General features: G+C 45.4%; 10 protein-coding genes. 8 read left to right on the top strand and 2 right to left on the bottom strand.

Annotated elements, in window-relative coordinates; genetic code table 11:
• Positions 1–88: 88 nt before the first annotated feature.
• The 5 genes from EFT72_RS15990 to EFT72_RS15970 all read left to right on the top strand — a co-directional run bounded on the left by EFT72_RS15990 (position 89) and on the right by EFT72_RS15970 (position 6,152).
• Positions 89–514: a GntR family transcriptional regulator gene (locus tag EFT72_RS15990; RefSeq protein WP_124067922.1), complete on the top strand. Its 426-nt coding sequence runs from the start codon at positions 89–91 to the stop codon at positions 512–514.
• Positions 480–1,379: an ABC transporter ATP-binding protein gene (locus tag EFT72_RS15985; protein ID WP_124067921.1), complete on the top strand. Its 900-nt coding sequence runs from the start codon at positions 480–482 to the stop codon at positions 1,377–1,379. The genes EFT72_RS15990 and EFT72_RS15985 overlap by 35 nt, the downstream gene beginning before the upstream one ends.
• Entirely contained in the window at positions 1,354–3,534 is a 2,181-nt protein-coding gene (locus EFT72_RS15980) for a DUF6449 domain-containing protein (protein ID WP_124067920.1), read from the top strand. Before EFT72_RS15985 ends, EFT72_RS15980 begins: the two co-directional genes overlap by 26 nt.
• Positions 3,535–3,602: 68 nt before the next feature.
• Positions 3,603–4,082 (top strand): zinc ribbon domain-containing protein, encoded by a 480-nt coding sequence (locus tag EFT72_RS15975; protein WP_124067919.1) that lies wholly within the window; start codon positions 3,603–3,605, stop codon positions 4,080–4,082.
• 138 nt (positions 4,083–4,220) lie between these two features.
• Entirely contained in the window at positions 4,221–6,152 is a 1,932-nt protein-coding gene (locus EFT72_RS15970) for an alkaline phosphatase family protein (protein WP_124067918.1), read from the top strand.
• Positions 6,153–6,209: 57 nt separating this feature from the next.
• On the opposite strand, the gene EFT72_RS15965 is transcribed toward EFT72_RS15970, so the two are convergent.
• Positions 6,210–7,316, bottom strand: a complete 1,107-nt coding sequence (locus EFT72_RS15965) for a DUF362 domain-containing protein (RefSeq protein WP_124067917.1) — start codon at positions 7,314–7,316, stop codon at positions 6,210–6,212.
• A gap of 183 nt (positions 7,317–7,499) precedes the next feature.
• Between EFT72_RS15965 and cls the strand changes: the two genes are divergently transcribed.
• Positions 7,500–9,050, top strand: coding sequence for a cardiolipin synthase (gene cls / locus EFT72_RS15960; RefSeq protein WP_124067916.1), 1,551 nt, complete (start codon positions 7,500–7,502; stop codon positions 9,048–9,050).
• An 86-nt stretch (positions 9,051–9,136) separates the two neighbouring features.
• On the opposite strand, the gene EFT72_RS19815 is transcribed toward cls, so the two are convergent.
• Complete coding sequence (locus tag EFT72_RS19815) at positions 9,137–10,219, bottom strand: collagen-like protein (RefSeq protein WP_124067915.1); 1,083 nt, start codon at positions 10,217–10,219, stop codon at positions 9,137–9,139.
• Between the two features lie 488 nt (positions 10,220–10,707).
• Between EFT72_RS19815 and EFT72_RS19930 the strand changes: the two genes are divergently transcribed.
• Together EFT72_RS19930 and EFT72_RS19345 are read left to right on the top strand one after the other, a co-directional pair.
• A complete protein-coding gene (locus tag EFT72_RS19930; RefSeq protein ID WP_347561896.1) occupies positions 10,708–13,092 on the top strand; it encodes a DUF4573 domain-containing protein in 2,385 nt (794 codons plus the stop codon).
• Positions 13,093–14,386: 1,294 nt separating this feature from the next.
• Positions 14,387–16,516 (top strand): DUF4573 domain-containing protein (locus EFT72_RS19345; protein WP_243110041.1); only part of this gene is annotated, 2,130 nt, incomplete at its 3' end.

The raw sequence follows: 16,516 nt of genomic DNA, 5'->3' as shown, positions 1-16,516 counted from the left end.
CTCATTAAAAATTTCGTTTGACATAGACAGAAGCAACTGCTATACTAAGCGTATTAGATGTATTAATACAGTTAGTAGGAGGTGAAATATGATACTGCTTGATTATAAAGACCGTAGACCTATTTACGAGCAGGTAGTGGAAAAACTCAGTGGACTTATGATCTGTGGAATTTTGGAACAAGATAGTCAATTACCTTCAGTTCGGTCAATGGCAACTGATTTGTCTATAAATCCAAACACCATTCAGCGTGCATATGCAGAATTAGAGAGAAGAGGATTTATCTATTCTGTAAAGGGTAGAGGAAGTTTTGTTGCAGACACCCGTTCAATTATGGCATTAAAAGATAGTGAATTGAAAAAAAAACTAAGGTCTTGGTTGGAAGAAGCAAAACGTGCGGGAATCACGGAACAGAAAGCTCATACCTGGATTGCAGAAGAGTGGTTGAAAGAGGATTATATGGAAGGGGATATGAAAGAAGATGATAAAGGCAGAAAATCTGACGAAACGATTTGACACAATTTTAGCTGTTGATCGTGTGAGTGCTGAGATAAAGTCTGGAAGCGTATTTGGTTTAATAGGAACAAACGGTGCAGGAAAAAGTACATTTTTAAGAATGCTCAGTGGGATTCTAAAGCCTGATGAAGGGACCATTACGATTGACGGGGAATCAGTTTTTGAAAATGAGGAAGTGAAAAGGCGATTTTTTTACATATCAGATGATCAGTATTTTTTCAATAATTCAACACCATCGGATATGATGGGATTTTATAGTAGAGTATATCCTGATTTTGATCCAATTAGATTTAACCATCTATTGGATAATTTTGGATTGGACCCTAGACGTAAAATTCATACCTTTTCCAAAGGAATGAAAAAACAACTTTCTGTGATATGTGGGATTTGTTCCAATACGGATTACCTTTTTTGTGATGAAACGTTTGATGGATTGGACCCTGTTATGCGGCAGGCAGTGAAAAGTATATTCGCCAATGATATGGAAGAGAGAAATCTCACCCCTATTATAGCCTCTCATAATTTAAGAGAATTAGAAGATATATGCGATCATATTGGTTTGCTTCACAGAGGAGGCATTCTTTTATCAAGAGAGTTGGATGATATGAAACTCAATATTCATAAAATCCAATGTGTATTAAAAGACGGAATGACAGCGGACGATCTTAAATCCCTAGATAAGATTAAGATAGAAAACAGAGGAAAACTTTACACCATTACAGTACGTGGTACAAAAGAACAAGTGGTTAAAACTATGGAATCGTGTAAACCTGTTTTTTATGAAATCATTCCTTTGTCTTTGGAAGAAATATTTATAAGTGAAACGGAGGTGGCAGGGTATGACATCAAAAAGCTTATTTTTTAATTTGGTAAAAGAAGATGGGAAACGCCGTCTCTGGTCTATCGCACTTGGATTTTTATTGTTTTTCTTTATTATGCCAGTTAAATATGCTTTATTGCTGGGGAATTCTATCAATTTAGAAAAAAGTTACGATTCGATGCTATCTCAAGTAATACACGGGCTTCGATTTGAATCAGGCTGGTTGGCAATTCTTATAATTCTGCTCTCTTTTATTATGGGTATTACCAGTTTCTCTTATCTTCATTCCAGACAAAAGGTGGATCTTTATCATGGAATACCAGTCAATCGCAATCATTTATTCTGGTCGAACTATATCAATGGAATACTGATCGTTGCAGGTGTTTATGCAGTTAATTTAGTCCTTACCTTTGGCGTGATTGCTGCATACAGAATTTCGCCTGGAGAAGTATTTGGTTCTGCAGTTAGTGGATTTTTACTTTTTATGATTTATTATGTCATGATATATAGTGTTACAGTACTTGCCATGATTCTAACTGGTAATGTAATTGTGGGTATGTTAGGTACGGTTGTTTTGCAATTTTATTCTACTTCCGTTATCCTGATCTTGCAAATGTATTTTAGTGAGTTTTTCCTCACGAGATATAATGGGGAAGGGAATATGTTGGAGTCTTTGTTGTTACGGTCATCTCCCATTGTCTTGTATTTCAATAATATAGAGTCCATGAATATGCCGATATCTTTACAGGAAAAGATCATTATGGTTTTAGTTGCAATAGGAATTGGTATCATCGTTACCGCATTTGCCTTCTTTCTTTATAAAAAAAGAGGATTGGAATCAGCAAAAAAAGCAATGGCGTTTTCAATCAGTATGCCCATCATTCGTATTCTGATGGTAATATTATTCTCTTTAAGTGGCGGCTTATTTTTCTGGCTTGTTAATTCTAGCATTGGCTGGGCTGCATTTGGTCTGATATGTGGGATGATGTTGTCTCATTGCATCATTGAGATTATATATCACTTTGATTTTCGGAAATTGTTTGGCTGTTGGAAACAGATGATTATTTCAGGATTGTTAGCGGCAATTATTTTCTGCTGTTTCTGTTTTGATTTATTTGGTTATGATAGCTATATCCCGAATGAAAGTTCTATTAAATCGGTCGCTATTTACTTTGATAATATGAGTAACTGGATCGATTACGGAGAGGTGAAACAAAATAAATCAAATCAGTATTACTGGGATTATATAAATGGATCTGATTATGTTTTGGATCATATGGAACTCACGGATAAGACCCCGGTTTTGTCTCTGGTGAGGGATGAGATAAAACGCAATCAGGTAGTACATCGCAATGTGCTTAATAAATCAAGAGTGAGTACCAGAACGTATTATACTGACATGGATGTGAAATACACATTAGTGGATGGAAGGGAGGTCTATCGTTCATACGAATTGGAGAAAGACGATGAAAGGTCCCAATTAGTAAAAATTTATGAAAATCCAGAGTTTATTCGTGCGTTCTACCCAATTATGAACCAAACACCAGATGACACGTCCCGGATTCGTATAAGACGTGGTTCTCAATCATACCTTGCAAGCAGCGACCGGAATGGCCGGGATAAAGCTATGACTGAAAAGATTTTACTGGCTTATCAGAAAGATCTAAGTGATTTGAAAGTTGAGACAATGGAACAGGAAAATCCAACTGCTTCGATTCAATTTTTATCTAAAATGCAGGCAAAAGCAGAGACGATTGGGGAACAGGATAAGGTTTCAAGGCAATATAACAAAGTATTATCACAAGGTTATTATCCTATTTATCCATCGTTTCATCGTACATTAGATTTATTAAAGGAGTCTCAGGTAAATACTGATAGTTGGAGCGATAAGTCTGGGGTTTTTGAGATTAATATAGATAAAACTCAATTGTATGGAGCATCAAGCTATAAAGATGACGATTCCGATTCGATGACGATTACAGAGAAGGAAGAAATAAGACAGATTATGGAACATGCAGTGATTGCGGAATATTCTAATATGAATCCATTCTATATTTCAAATGAAGACAAACAAATACGATTTACTGCAATTGATGCTACAGATGGAATTAAAAGCGAGTTGCAGTATGTTGTCCCGATAGAGTATCTTCCACAATCTATAAAAGATGGATTAATAGAGGAACAGAAGTTAGATCAATAGTCTTTCATTGACTTTTTCTACCATAGAAGTTAAAATAGTAGAAGCATATGTCAAAGGAGGAGTCATGGATGGCATTTTTTGAAGAGCTAGGAAAGACATTGAGTGATACCGGCAAAGAGGTTGCAACCAAAGCGAAGGTATTGTCTGACACGATACAGTTGAAGACACAAATCAGTACAGAGAAAACCAAATTGAAGGAAGCTTATGCAGTCGTAGGCAAACAATTTTACGAATCCAATAAAGAGCCGGATGAGATGTATGATAAGGCTTATGAAGCTGTCAGAGCTAGCCGGGAGAGAATTGCCGCTCTGGAGATTGAATTAACCCAAAGTGAAGGAAGTCATATTTGTGCAGAATGCGGAGCTAAGGTTCCTAAAAATTCTTTCTTCTGCGGTAAGTGCGGAGCACCAGTCAAAGAAGCAGAAGATGAGTCGGATAAAGAGGACGAAGAGGCAGTGACCAGAATAACAGAGCTAGAGAGTGATCCTGCTGGTATCAATGCAGCGCATGAAGATGCATTTGAATCTACAGAAGACCAGAATGAATAAACGAGATAGGCCGGCCCAATGGAGTTCGGTCTATTTTTTTACTTTTTTATTATTTTTATCAAAAGCTATGTAAATTCAATGTAAAATATGATAGACTATACCCGATTCAAGAAAGCAATAAGATAAAAGGGGTATAGTATGAAACAGTATGTTAGGTGGATGTGGAAGATCTTTGCTCTTTCAATAGGGATTAATATTTTGATTGAGTTTGCTAGCAGAAAGTCTGTCATTAGCCTTGGCTCCTATCTGACTGGGAGCTTTTTGATTTTTTTAATCAATACATTTATTATATCGGTTCCGTTTACAATCCTGTTTTTAACAAAGCGTAAGGTTTTTGCCTCTATGTTCGTATCAGCTGTCTGGTTGTTTCTGGGCGGTGTCAATGGGATGTTGTTGATTTTTCGGACAACCCCCTTTACGGCTGCGGATTTATACTTGATTAAATATGCAGTGAGCCTTGCTACTGTGTATTTTACCTGGGCCCAGATTATACTAATTACGGTTGGAATCAGCATTGGAGTGGCTGCATTGCTGATTCTTTGGAAAAAAGCACCTGTATGCGAAGAGAAGATACAATATCATAGAGGAATTACAATCTCGGCTTTTTGTGTCTTATTTGTTCTGGGGCTGACAAGTGCAGCAATGAAGACTGGTCTGGTTGCCGTACATTTTGGCAATATTGGGGAAGCATTTCATATATATGGTTTTCCGTATTGCTTTGCCAATTCTCTGTTTAATACCGGAATATCAAAACCCCATGGGTATGGAACGGAAACTTTGGAAGCAATTAAGGAAGAAGAATTGGTTCCTGAGAATACCTATGAGCTTTCAAAAAATACAAAACCGAATATCGTCATGATACAGCTGGAGTCCTTTTTTGATCCTTCCTTGTGGAAACAGAGCTCCTTATCTTATGATCCAATTCCTTTTTTCCACCAGCTTCAAAAAAATTATCCTGGGGGGTACATCAGTGTTCCTTCGGTTGGCGCGGGAACTGCCAATACAGAATTTGAATCCATTACAGGGATGAATCTTGATTTTTTCGGACCTGGGGAATATCCTTATAAAACAGTCTTAAAGAAAACAACGTGTGAGAGTGTGGCTTTTGACTTAAAAAACTTAGGGTATACTGCCCATGCCATTCATAACAATGAGGCAACTTTTTATGATAGGAATCGTGTTTTCCCCCAACTGGGTTTTGATACGTTTACTCCAATCGAGTATATGAATGAGATAGAAAGAAACCCTACGGGTTGGTGCAAGGATAAGATTCTAACGGGTGAGATCATTAAAACTCTAGATTCTTCCCTTGGACCTGATTTTATTTATACCATATCCGTTCAGGGGCATGGGAAATATCCGGATTTTGAATATTATTGTCATCAGATAGAAGAGATGGATCAGTTTGTTCGTTCCTTAGTTAATACGTTGAGAACTCGGAAAGAACCCATCGTCTTAGTCATGTATGGGGATCATCTACCTGGATTTGAATGGAAAGAGGAAGATATGAAAAATCAGTCCCTTTTTCAGACAGAGTATGTGATATGGAACAATATGAATTTACCAAAGGTGAAAAAGGATGTGGAGGCATATCAGATAGCAGCTCATGTTCTTGATATGCTTCAAATTCATGAAGGTACTATGATGCGATTTCATCAGAAGTACCTAAACAATGAGAATCCAAATGAAAAAAAATACTTAGAAGATATGAAAACACTGGAGTACGATATTCTTTATGGCGATCGGGAAGTGTATGGTGGTGAAAGTCCATATAAAAAAACAAATCTTAAAATGGGGATTGAAAATATTGATGTTGATCGGGTGGTCTATAATGATCATGATTTGTTGGTCTATGGTGAAAATTTCACACCTTATTCAAAAATCTGTTTGGATGGAAAAATGGTCGATACTACTTTTGTGTGGCCGCAATTGGTTATTGCCAAAGAAGTTCCGGAAAAGAAGGTGATTGATTCTGAAATCTCTGTTTGGCAGATTGGAAGAGATAAAGTACCCTTGGGAGTGGGTAAAACTTGGGATTTTAGATTTTATTATCAAAAAGAGAGGGATTAATATCAACATTACAATGATAGAATCTCTCTCTTTTCTATGATGGAATTTTTCTATTGTTTATATCGTGATCAGATCGTATTCTGCTGTACCAAGACCGATTTTTACTCCGTGATCAATGGAGGATTTCCAGTTTGTCTCCGGATGGGTATCCTTAAAATGATCCTGATGATGGCTCCCATGTTGTTCTAGTATACTACCTGCCATGACGGGCTGTCGGTTTACGGCGTCCGCACAGGCAACATCGAGTGCTACGGGGTCAAAAGAAGCAAACATACCTACATCAGGTATGATAGGGATATCATTTTCTGAATGACAATCACAATAGGGGGAGACGTCCATGATGAGACTGATATGAAAATGAGGACGGTCTTGTAAGATAGCTTTCGTGTATTCTGATATCTTACAATTTAAAATATCATTTGATTCGTCACAATCAGATTGTACAGCATCAGTGGGGCAAACACCAATACACCGTCCGCATCCAACACAACGATTGTGGTCGATGGATGCTTTTTTGTTGTCAAATGAGATTGCATGATGCGCACAGTTTTTTTCGCATGCATGACATCCGATGCAGTCGTTCTCCGTGACATGTGGTTTTCCTGCGTTATGCATCTCCATTTTGCCAGCTCTGGAACCGCAACCCATACCAATGTTTTTTAAAGCACCGCCAAATCCAGTACTTTCGTGCCCTTTGAAATGGGAGAGCGACACTAAAATATCAGCATCCATGATAGCTCGTCCGATTTTAGCATCTTTTATGTAATCACCGTTGATGGGGACTAGACTCTCATCCGTTCCTTTTAATCCATCGGCAATAATGACATGACAACCAGTTGAAAATGGTGAGAAACCGTTTTCATAGGCAGTTTCCAGATGATCCAGTGCATTTTTACGGCTGCCTACATACAAGGTGTTGCAATCGGTCAAAAATGGCTTTCCGCCCTGGGATTTAATTAAGTCTGCCACGACTTTGGCATAGTTGGGACGTAGGAAAGATAAATTCCCCAATTCGCCAAAATGAATTTTAATTGCCGTATATTTATTCTTAAAATCAATTTGGTTCAGCATTCCAGCAGTCTTTATTAGACGTGCTAATTTTTGAGGAAGATTTTCCTGGAATGTTGTGTGAAAATTCGTATAGTAAACCTTTGACTTTTCCATAGATGGTCTCCTTTTGATAATAATTATTACTTAGACATTATACTGTAAATAAAAGGGGAATACAAGAAAACTTTTGGTTTTAAACCTTGGTTGGACAGAGGCGCTAAGGGATTGCAAGAAAATAATTCAGGGGGTATAATGGAGAGGCTGTGAATTGTGTGGAGGAGCTTGGAGGTACAGAAGATGAAACAAATCAAAAGAATGTTAAGAATTATATTTGGGCGAACTATGTTTGTGGTTATTTCTCTTATGATACAAATTGCCATTTTACTTGCCATATTTGGAATGTTACGTGTGTATACTGCTTATTTTTATGGTGCATTCACATTACTTAGCGCATTTCTCATTATATATATATTAAATAAAGAGCAAAATCCAAGCTTTAAGATGACTTGGATGATACCGATTGCTGCAGTCCCTGTTTTTGGTTCCCTTTTTTATTTATTTGTAGAACTACAGATTATAGGAAGATTAATGAAAAACAAGCATTTTGCAAATATAGAACAATCAAAGGTCTATTTGGAGCAAGACCCAGACGTGACCCAGAAATTGTTGAAAATCAGTAAAGGAAATACGAACTTGGCTCATTACATTAAAAACTATGGTCATTATCCTGCGTATGGAAATACAAATTTACAATATTTTCCATTAGGGGAACTTATGTTTGAAGAGATGAAAAAGGAATTGGAGGGTGCAAAACGATTTATTTTCATTGAGTTTTTCATTATAGATCAGGGCGAAATGTGGGATTCCATTCTGGAGATTTTGGAACGTAAAGCAGGTCAGGGGGTAGAAGTCAGAGTAATGTATGATGGTATGGGTTCTCTAACTTATCTCCCATATCATTATTGTAATCATTTAAGAGAGAAAGGGATTAAGGCAAACGTTTTTTCTCCGGTCAAACCAGCTTTAACAACGTATCAAAATAATAGAGATCATAGAAAGATTCTTGTTGTAGATGGGCACACTGCATTTACGGGTGGAATTAATCTTGCAGATGAGTATATCAATAGGCGTGTAAGATTTGGTCACTGGAAAGATAGTGGAATTATGTTAAAAGGAGATGCTGTTACTAGTTTTACCATGATGTTTCTACAGATGTGGAATATTTCAGAGAAGAAGGAGGAGAAATTCGGGGCTTATCTAAAAGATCCAGAGTATTATTATCCTTTGGAACTTGGAATGGATGGGTTCGTAATTCCCTATGGTGACAGTCCCCTGGATCAGGAAACGGTTGGCAAACAAGTCTATCTGGACATCATTCATACGGCTAGACGCTATGTCTATATTATGACTCCATATTTAATCCTTGACTTTGAGATGATCAACGCTTTGACGTTTGCGGCGAAAAGAGGGGTTGAAACACGGATTGTGATGCCACGAATTCCGGATAAGAAATTCACTTTCTTACTATCGAGATCTCATTATAAGGAGCTTATAAAAGCGGGAGTTCAGATTTTAGAATATTCACCTGGCTTTATCCATGGGAAAGTGTTTCTTAGCGATGACATAAAAGCTGCAGTAGGTACCATTAATATGGATTATAGAAGTCTTTATCTGCATTTTGAGTGTGGAACCTATATATACAAGAATGAGGTAATTCAAGAAATACAGAAAGATTTTAAGGATACGTTTCGGCAGTGCCATCTTGTATCTTTAGAAGACTTGAAGGAGGATCCATGTTATGAAAAATTTGCCGGACGTGTACTTAGACTTTTTTCTCCACTTATGTAACATATTATGGCAATTAGTAAAGGAGCGAAGCTCCCCGGATGATTGCTCATCTGGTTCTGCTACGCTCCATTTGTGATACTATTTTGTTAGGTTGTAACTTCAAGAATGATCAAGTTGGCGATTACTGGTGTAGCTCCAAAGAATACGGGCTGTCCGGTGGTATTAACAATCTCTATGGTAGTAGGAACTGCACCAACGGTTACTAGAGATTGACCGTATAATTGACCGGTTACCGCAGGAGAACTTGCAGTAACTCCGCCGCTGCCATTAATCTGTGTTGTAAATTCAACAAACGTGGAAATTCCGGCACCATCAGTAGATATCCACCAAGCTACATAATAGACACCTTCAGCATTAATCGTCGCCACGCCAGTCGCTGTGTTGTAAGCAATATTAAGGCTTTGATCATTAACAACCGTATTAAAGATTACTGGGCTGTTATCTGCTACAGTAGATGCATTTGTTAACTGGACTTCAATACCTCTTAATTGTGCAAGAGGTCCAGTCGGTCCGGTATCACCGGTAGGTCCGGTAGGACCAGTCGGTCCGGTTGCCCCAGTTGGTCCAGTAGGTCCAGTGTCACCAGTCGCCCCGGTTGCGCCAGTGGGACCAGTCGGTCCAGTCGCGCCGGTAGCGCCAGTTGCGCCGGTCGGTCCAGTAGGTCCAGTTGCGCCGGTAGCGCCGGTAGCGCCGGTCGGTCCAGTAGGTCCAGTTGCTCCGGTTGCCCCAGTTGCGCCAGTTGGTCCAGTCGGTCCCTGAGGTCCTGCGGGTCCAACAGGTCCAGTCGCCCCGGTCGCCCCGGTTGCGCCAGTTGGTCCAGTCGGTCCCTGAGGTCCTGCGGGTCCAATAGGTCCAGTCGCTCCGGTCGCCCCGGTCGCCCCGGTTGCGCCAGTTGCGCCAGTTGGTCCGGTAGGCCCCTGGATTCCCTGCGGACCTTGTGGTCCAACGGGTCCCTGAGGACCTTGTGGCCCAGTTGGTCCATCAGGACCAGGTATTCCTTGAGGACCAGTCGGTCCGGTAGGCCCCTGAAATCCTCTTGGTCCCTGTGGTCCCATTGGTCCAGGACACCCTCTTGGTCCCTGTGGTCCGGTAGGTCCGATGCAGCCGCAACCGCAATTACCACCGCACCTATTATAGCGGTTTCCGTCCCAATCTCTACAATTATTCATTATAATTCCCTCCTGTCAAGGTGTAATATTTTCTTTGTATGATTTTTGTAGATGTGAATTGTAATATAAAGGGCTTTTTCAATCCTTTATAAGATATCATATGTGTTTAGTGTCAAGTTTGTTAGAGACATTATAAACTTCCTGTAATTTGTGGTGTTAATATGTCTGCTTTTCATTTTACAAACTGATTTTTTGGTTAAAATTATTTGGTTAAGAAGCCCCGGAAAACTGGGGCTTCTGTATATTAAATAACAATATTATTCATATTGCTATTTATTACGCTTGCACTTGTAATGTTAGTAGCTGCTGTAAATATAATTCGTAATTCATAAGTTGAAGTCCCTGTAGCAGGAGCTGTATCAACATAGGTGTTGCTAAGAACAATGTCCATAGTAGCAGCGGCAGATCCAGAAAAACTTGTAATCCTAGTCTCGATTAATGTTGCATCTCTGTATATTCTTAATTCAGCAGTATAACTATAAGAGGCAGTGGTTACCAATTGTAGATCGTTACCAAAATCAATTTTTACATTATCTCCAGCTGTAACTGGAGTGGCTATAGAATTAAGTGTAACTTCTGTTGCTAATGGTGGAAATACGGCTGTTGTAGCAGTGTTATTATCAAACGTAAAAGCAGATACAGAACCGGTAGGTCCAGTGTCGCCAGTCGGTCCGGTGTCGCCAGTAGGTCCAGTGTCGCCGGTCGGTCCGGTATCGCCGGTCGGTCCGGTATCACCGGTAGGTCCGGTATCGCCAGTCGGTCCGGTATCGCCGGTAGGTCCGGTATCACCAGTTGGTCCGGTATCACCGGTCGGACCAGTATCACCGGTAGGTCCGGTATCGCCGGTAGGTCCGGTATCGCCAGTCGGTCCGGTATCGCCAGTCGGTCCAGTATCGCCAGTCGGTCCAGTATCGCCAGTAGGTCCGGTATCGCCGGTAGGTCCGGTATCGCCAGTCGGTCCGGTATCACCGGTCGGCCCAGTATCGCCAGTAGGTCCGGTATCGCCGGTAGGCCCAGTATCACCAGTAGGTCCGGTATCGCCGGTAGGCCCGGTATCGCCGGTAGGTCCAGTATCGCCGGTAGGTCCGGTATCGCCAGTCGGTCCAGTATCGCCAGTCGGTCCAGTATCGCCAGTAGGTCCGGTATCGCCGGTAGGTCCGGTATCGCCAGTAGGTCCGGTATCACCGGTCGGCCCAGTATCGCCAGTCGGTCCGGTATCGCCAGTCGGTCCAGTATCGCCGGTCGGTCCAGTATCGCCGGTAGGTCCGGTATCGCCAGTTGGTCCGGTATCACCGGTCGGCCCAGTATCGCCGGTAGGCCCAGTATCGCCAGTCGGTCCGGTATCGCCGGTCGGTCCAGTATCGCCAGTCGGTCCGGTATCACCGGTAGGCCCAGTGTCGCCAGTCGGTCCGGTATCACCAGTTGGCCCAGTGTCGCCGGTAGGCCCAGTATCGCCAGTCGGTCCGGTATCGCCAGTCGGTCCAGTATCCCCGGTAGGTCCAGTATCGCCAGTCGGTCCAGTAGGCCCGGTGGGACCAGTGTCGCCAGTCGGTCCGGTATCCCCGGTAGGTCCAGTGTCACCAGTCGGTCCGGTATCTCCAGTCGGTCCGGTATCACCGGTAGGTCCAGTATCGCCAGTCGGTCCAGTAGCCCCGGTGGGACCAGTGTCGCCAGTCGGTCCGGTATCGCCAGTCGGTCCAGTATCGCCAGTCGGTCCGGTATCACCGGTAGGCCCAGTATCGCCAGTCGGTCCAGTATCGCCGGTAGGTCCGGTATCGCCAGTCGGTCCGGTATCGCCAGTCGGTCCGGTATCGCCGGTCGGTCCAGTATCGCCGGTAGGTCCAGTATCGCCGGTAGGTCCGGTATCGCCGGTAGGTCCGGTATCGCCGGTAGGTCCGGTATCGCCGGTAGGTCCGGTATCGCCGGTAGGTCCGGTATCGCCGGTAGGTCCAGTATCGCCGGTAGGTCCGGTATCGCCGGTAGGTCCAGTGTCGCCAGTCGGTCCGGTATCGCCGGTAGGCCCAGTGTCGCCAGTCGGTCCGGTATCACCAGTAGGTCCAGTGTCACCAGTCGGTCCGGTATCGCCAGTCGGTCCAGTATCGCCAGCAGGTCCGGTATCGCCAGTCGGTCCGGTATCGCCGGTAGGTCCAGTCGGTCCAGTATCGCCGGTAGGTCCGGTATCGCCGGTAGACCCAGTATCGCCGGTAGACCCAGTATCGCCAGTCGGCCCAGTGTCGCCGGTAGGTCCGGTATCGCCGGTAGACCCAGTATCGCCAGTCGGCCCAGTATTGCCAGTCGGCCCGGTAGGTCCAGTATCGCCGGTAGGTCCAGTATCGCCGGTAGGTCCGGTATCGCCGGTAGGTCCGGTATCGCCGGTAGGTCCAGTGCCGCCGGTCGGCCCAGTCGGCCCAGTCGGCCCAGTGTCGCCGGTAGGTCCGGTATCGCCGGTGGGTCCAGTATCGCCGGTAGGTCCAGTGTCGCCGGTAGGTCCGGTCGGTCCAGTAGGTCCGGTATCGCCAGTGGGTCCAGTATCGCCGGTAGGTCCAGTGTCGCCGGTAGGTCCGGTCGGTCCAGTAGGTCCGGTATCACCAGTGGGTCCAGTATCGCTGGTAGGTCCAGTGTCGCCGGTCGGTCCAGTCGGTCCAGTGGGTCCAGTAGGTCCAGTATCGCTGGTAGGTCCAGTGTCGCCGGTCGGTCCAGTGGGTCCAGTAGGTCCAGTATCGCTGGTCGGTCCAGTGGGTCCGGTAGGTCCAGTAGGTCCAGTAGGTCCAGTAGGTCCGGTCGGTCCAGTGGGTCCAGTAGGTCCGGTATCACCACTTCCGGTGATATCTTCTTGTATAATAACCAAAGAACCCCTTAAAGGAACCTGTTGAGCGAAAAATACTGTGCCAGTACTGATATTGACTAAAGATAATGTTACAGGTGCACTAACTACCTCAATTATGCCAGCTCCATATACTTCACCGGTTCTTAATGGTGAATTTCCTGTTAAAGAATCACCTTGCGAGCTAACAAGTGCAAAGGAGGTGCCGTTTGTAGATTGAGATGATTGCGTTGCCAGCCACCAGTCAATAGAAAATCTTCCTGCCTCCAGAAAAGTGATGATACCAGTTACAGGATTATAAGTTATATTTCCGGATGTAAAAGCAATGTTATCAAAAAGAACATTTTCGCCGGAATTTATTGTGGTGGCAGTTTCTAACTCCAATTGGAGAGCTATATCAGCCATAATTATCCCCCTTGTTATATTGAATTGGTTTTGATACTGATTATTATAAAATAATAGTATCCATATATAATATGTAGGTGAAGGAGATTTGGGACATAGTCATGGAAACTTGCATAAATGTACGTCATTTAGTAAAAATCAATAATTTATTGGTGGATATTGTAGTATCTTATTTTACTAAACTAATTTACTACAACTTTATACTTATTAAAAAAGTACATTATCAGGATTTATTTCTGATAGTTATTTATAAATAATATGATTTGTAAGAATAAGGCGGAATTGTTGCAGATATGAGAATAAATTTAAAGTTTTTAGTGGATAAAATTAAGGCCATCGGTAAACCGACGGTCTTAATTAAAATTTGCATATAAATCTTAAATCTAGATTAACGCGATTTTATTATAATAAATTGCTATTGGCTAATATATTCTATGGTTATAATAATAGAAGGTACAGCTGGCTGACCAGCTGGCGTAAATGCATAAATTCCGGTATTTCGACCGGCTACACTAACTGATTGATAAATTTGTATGGTATCTCCAGATGTCAGAGAAAGAAGAAATGGAAATGCCAAGCTTCCGACATCAGTAGCGGATGTTAGTGAACGAGTTCTGTTAGAATCTGTTATATCAACACCATTAACGCGAATCCAAATATAGATCCTGGTAGATTGTGCAACGGTTTGTGAGACTTCAACTGATATATTGATATAATATACGCCATCTGTTTGTACGGTAATTGTTCCGGTGCCTGTTGTGTGCGTAATGTCATTAAGCTGCTCATTTGTTGATAACGTTATTAGCGTTGGAGTATTTGCGGTGGCTGGAGTTTGGGTTGTATCGTCTGTAATTAAAGCATAGGGCTGAACGCCAATAGGGCCAGTCGATCCAGTATCGCCAGTCGGCCCGGTATCGCCGGTCGGCCCGGTAGGTCCGGTGTCGCCAGTGGGTCCAGTGGGTCCGGTATCACTCGTGGGTCCAGTATCTCCGGTCGGCCCAGTATCGCCAGTAGGTCCAGTATCTCCAGTTGGCCCAGTGTCGCCGGTAGGCCCAGTATCGCCAGTAGGTCCGGTATCGCCAGTCGGTCCAGTATCCCCGGTAGGTCCGGTATCGCCGGTAGGTCCTGTATCGCCGGTGGGTCCAGTAGGTCCGGTGTCGCCAGTAGGTCCAGTAGGTCCGGTATCACTCGTGGGTCCAGTATCGCCGGTAGGACCGGTGTCGCCAGTAGGTCCAGTATCTCCAGTATCTCCAGTATCTCCAGTGGGTCCAGTGTCGCCGGTAGGTCCGGTGTCGCCGGTAGGTCCGGTGTCGCCGGTAGGCCCGGTGTCGCCAGTCGGTCCAGTCGGTCCGGTATCACTCGTGGGTCCAGTGTCGCCGGTAGGACCGGTGTCGCCAGTAGGACCGGTGTCGCCAGTAGGTCCAGTATCTCCAGTATCTCCAGTGGGTCCAGTGTCGCCGGTAGGTCCGGTGTCGCCAGTAGGTCCAGTGGGCCCGGTATCACTCGTGGGTCCAGTATCACCGGTAGGCCCGGTGTCGCCGGTAGGTCCGGTGTCGCCAGTAGGTCCAGTGGGCCCGGTATCACTCGTGGGTCCAGTATCACCGGTAGGCCCGGTGTCGCCGGTAGGACCGGTGTCGCCAGTAGGTCCAGTAGGTCCGGTATCACCCGTGGGTCCAGTATCGCCGGTAGGACCGGTGTCGCCAGTAGGTCCAGTATCTCCAGTATCTCCAGTGGGTCCAGTGTCGCCGGTAGGACCGGTGTCGCCAGTAGGTCCAGTAGGTCCGGTAGGCCCAGTATCGCCAGTAGGTCCGGTGTCGCCAGTCGGCCCGGTATCGCCAGTCGGCCCAGTGGGTCCAGTATCGCCAGTGGGTCCGGTGTCGCCAGTTGGTCCAGTGAGACCGGTATCGCCAGTGGGACCAGTATCGCCGGTAGGCCCGGTATCGCCAGTGGGTCCGGTCGGTCCAGTAGAACCAGTAGGTCCAGTGTCACCAGTCGGACCGGTGTCGCCAGTGGGACCGGTATCGCTGGTAGGCCCGGTCGGTCCAGTAGAACCAGTGGGTCCGGTATCGCCGGTAGGTCCAGTATCGCCAGTAGGTCCGGTATCCCCCGTGGGTCCGGTATCACCGGTCGGTCCAGTGTCGCCGGTAGGACCGGTGTCGCCGGTAGGACCGGTGTCGCCAGTAGGTCCAGTATCTCCAGTGGGTCCAGTGTCGCCAGTAGGTCCAGTATCTCCAGTATCTCCAGTGGGTCCAGCGTCGCCGGTAGGTCCGGTGTCGCCAGTAGGTCCAGTGGGCCCGGTATCACCCGTGGGTCCAGTATCACCAGTCGGTCCGGTAGGCCCAGTATCGCCAGTAGGTCCGGTGTCGCCAGTCGGCCCGGTATCGCCAGTCGGCCCGGTATCGCCAGTCGGCCCAGTGGGTCCAGTATCGCCAGTGGGTCCGGTGTCGCCAGTTGATCCATTGAGACCGGTATCGCCAGTGGGACCAGTATCGCCGGTAGGCCCGGTATCGCCAGTGGGTCCGGTCGGTCCAGTAGAACCAGTAGGTCCAGTGTCACCAGTCGGACCGGTGTCGCCAGTGGGACCGGTATCGCTGGTAGGCCCGGTCGGTCCAGTAGAACCAGTGGGTCCGGTATCGCCGGTAGGTCCGGTATCGCCGGTAGGTCCAGTATCGCCAGTGGATCCGGCATCGCCGGTAAGTCCAGTATCGCCGGTAGGTCCAGTATCGCCAGTGGGACCGGTATCGCCGGTAGGCCCGGTCGGTCCAGTGTCGCCAGTCGGACCAGTATCGCCAGTAGGCCCGGTATCGCCAGTGGATCCGGCATCGCCGGTAAGTCCAGTATCGCCGGTCGGTCCAGTATCGCCAGTGGGACCGGTGTCGCCAGTAGGTCCAGTATCTCCAGTGGGTCCAGTGTCGCCAGTAGGTCCAGTATCTCCAGTATCTCCAGCGTCGCCGGTAGGTCCGGTGTCGCCAGTAGGTCCAGTGGGCCCGGTATCACTCGTGGGTCCAGTATCACCAGTCGGTCCGGTAGGCCCAGTATCGCCAGTAGGTCCGGTGTCGCCAGTCGGC

Source organism: Clostridium sp. E02 (assembly GCF_003833015.1).
Taxonomy (GTDB): domain Bacteria; phylum Bacillota; class Clostridia; order Lachnospirales; family Lachnospiraceae; genus Lacrimispora.
Note: the sequence above shows the minus strand (reverse complement) of the source record. Positions and strands in the feature narration are given on the sequence as shown.

What these genes read in the sequence shown, in the direction of transcription:
- EFT72_RS15970 (WP_124067918.1), top strand. Translation starts at nt 4,221, where the DNA reads ATGAAACAGTATGTTAGGTGGATGTGGAAGATCTTTGCTCTTTCAATA.
- EFT72_RS15980 (WP_124067920.1), top strand. Translation starts at nt 1,354, where the DNA reads ATGACATCAAAAAGCTTATTTTTTAATTTGGTAAAAGAAGATGGGAAA.
- EFT72_RS19815 (WP_124067915.1), bottom strand. Translation starts at nt 10,219, where the DNA reads ATGAATAATTGTAGAGATTGGGACGGAAACCGCTATAATAGGTGCGGT.
- EFT72_RS15985 (WP_124067921.1), top strand. Translation starts at nt 480, where the DNA reads ATGATAAAGGCAGAAAATCTGACGAAACGATTTGACACAATTTTAGCT.
- cls (WP_124067916.1), top strand. Translation starts at nt 7,500, where the DNA reads ATGAAACAAATCAAAAGAATGTTAAGAATTATATTTGGGCGAACTATG.
- EFT72_RS15965 (WP_124067917.1), bottom strand. Translation starts at nt 7,316, where the DNA reads ATGGAAAAGTCAAAGGTTTACTATACGAATTTTCACACAACATTCCAG.
- EFT72_RS15990 (WP_124067922.1), top strand. Translation starts at nt 89, where the DNA reads ATGATACTGCTTGATTATAAAGACCGTAGACCTATTTACGAGCAGGTA.
- EFT72_RS15975 (WP_124067919.1), top strand. Translation starts at nt 3,603, where the DNA reads ATGGCATTTTTTGAAGAGCTAGGAAAGACATTGAGTGATACCGGCAAA.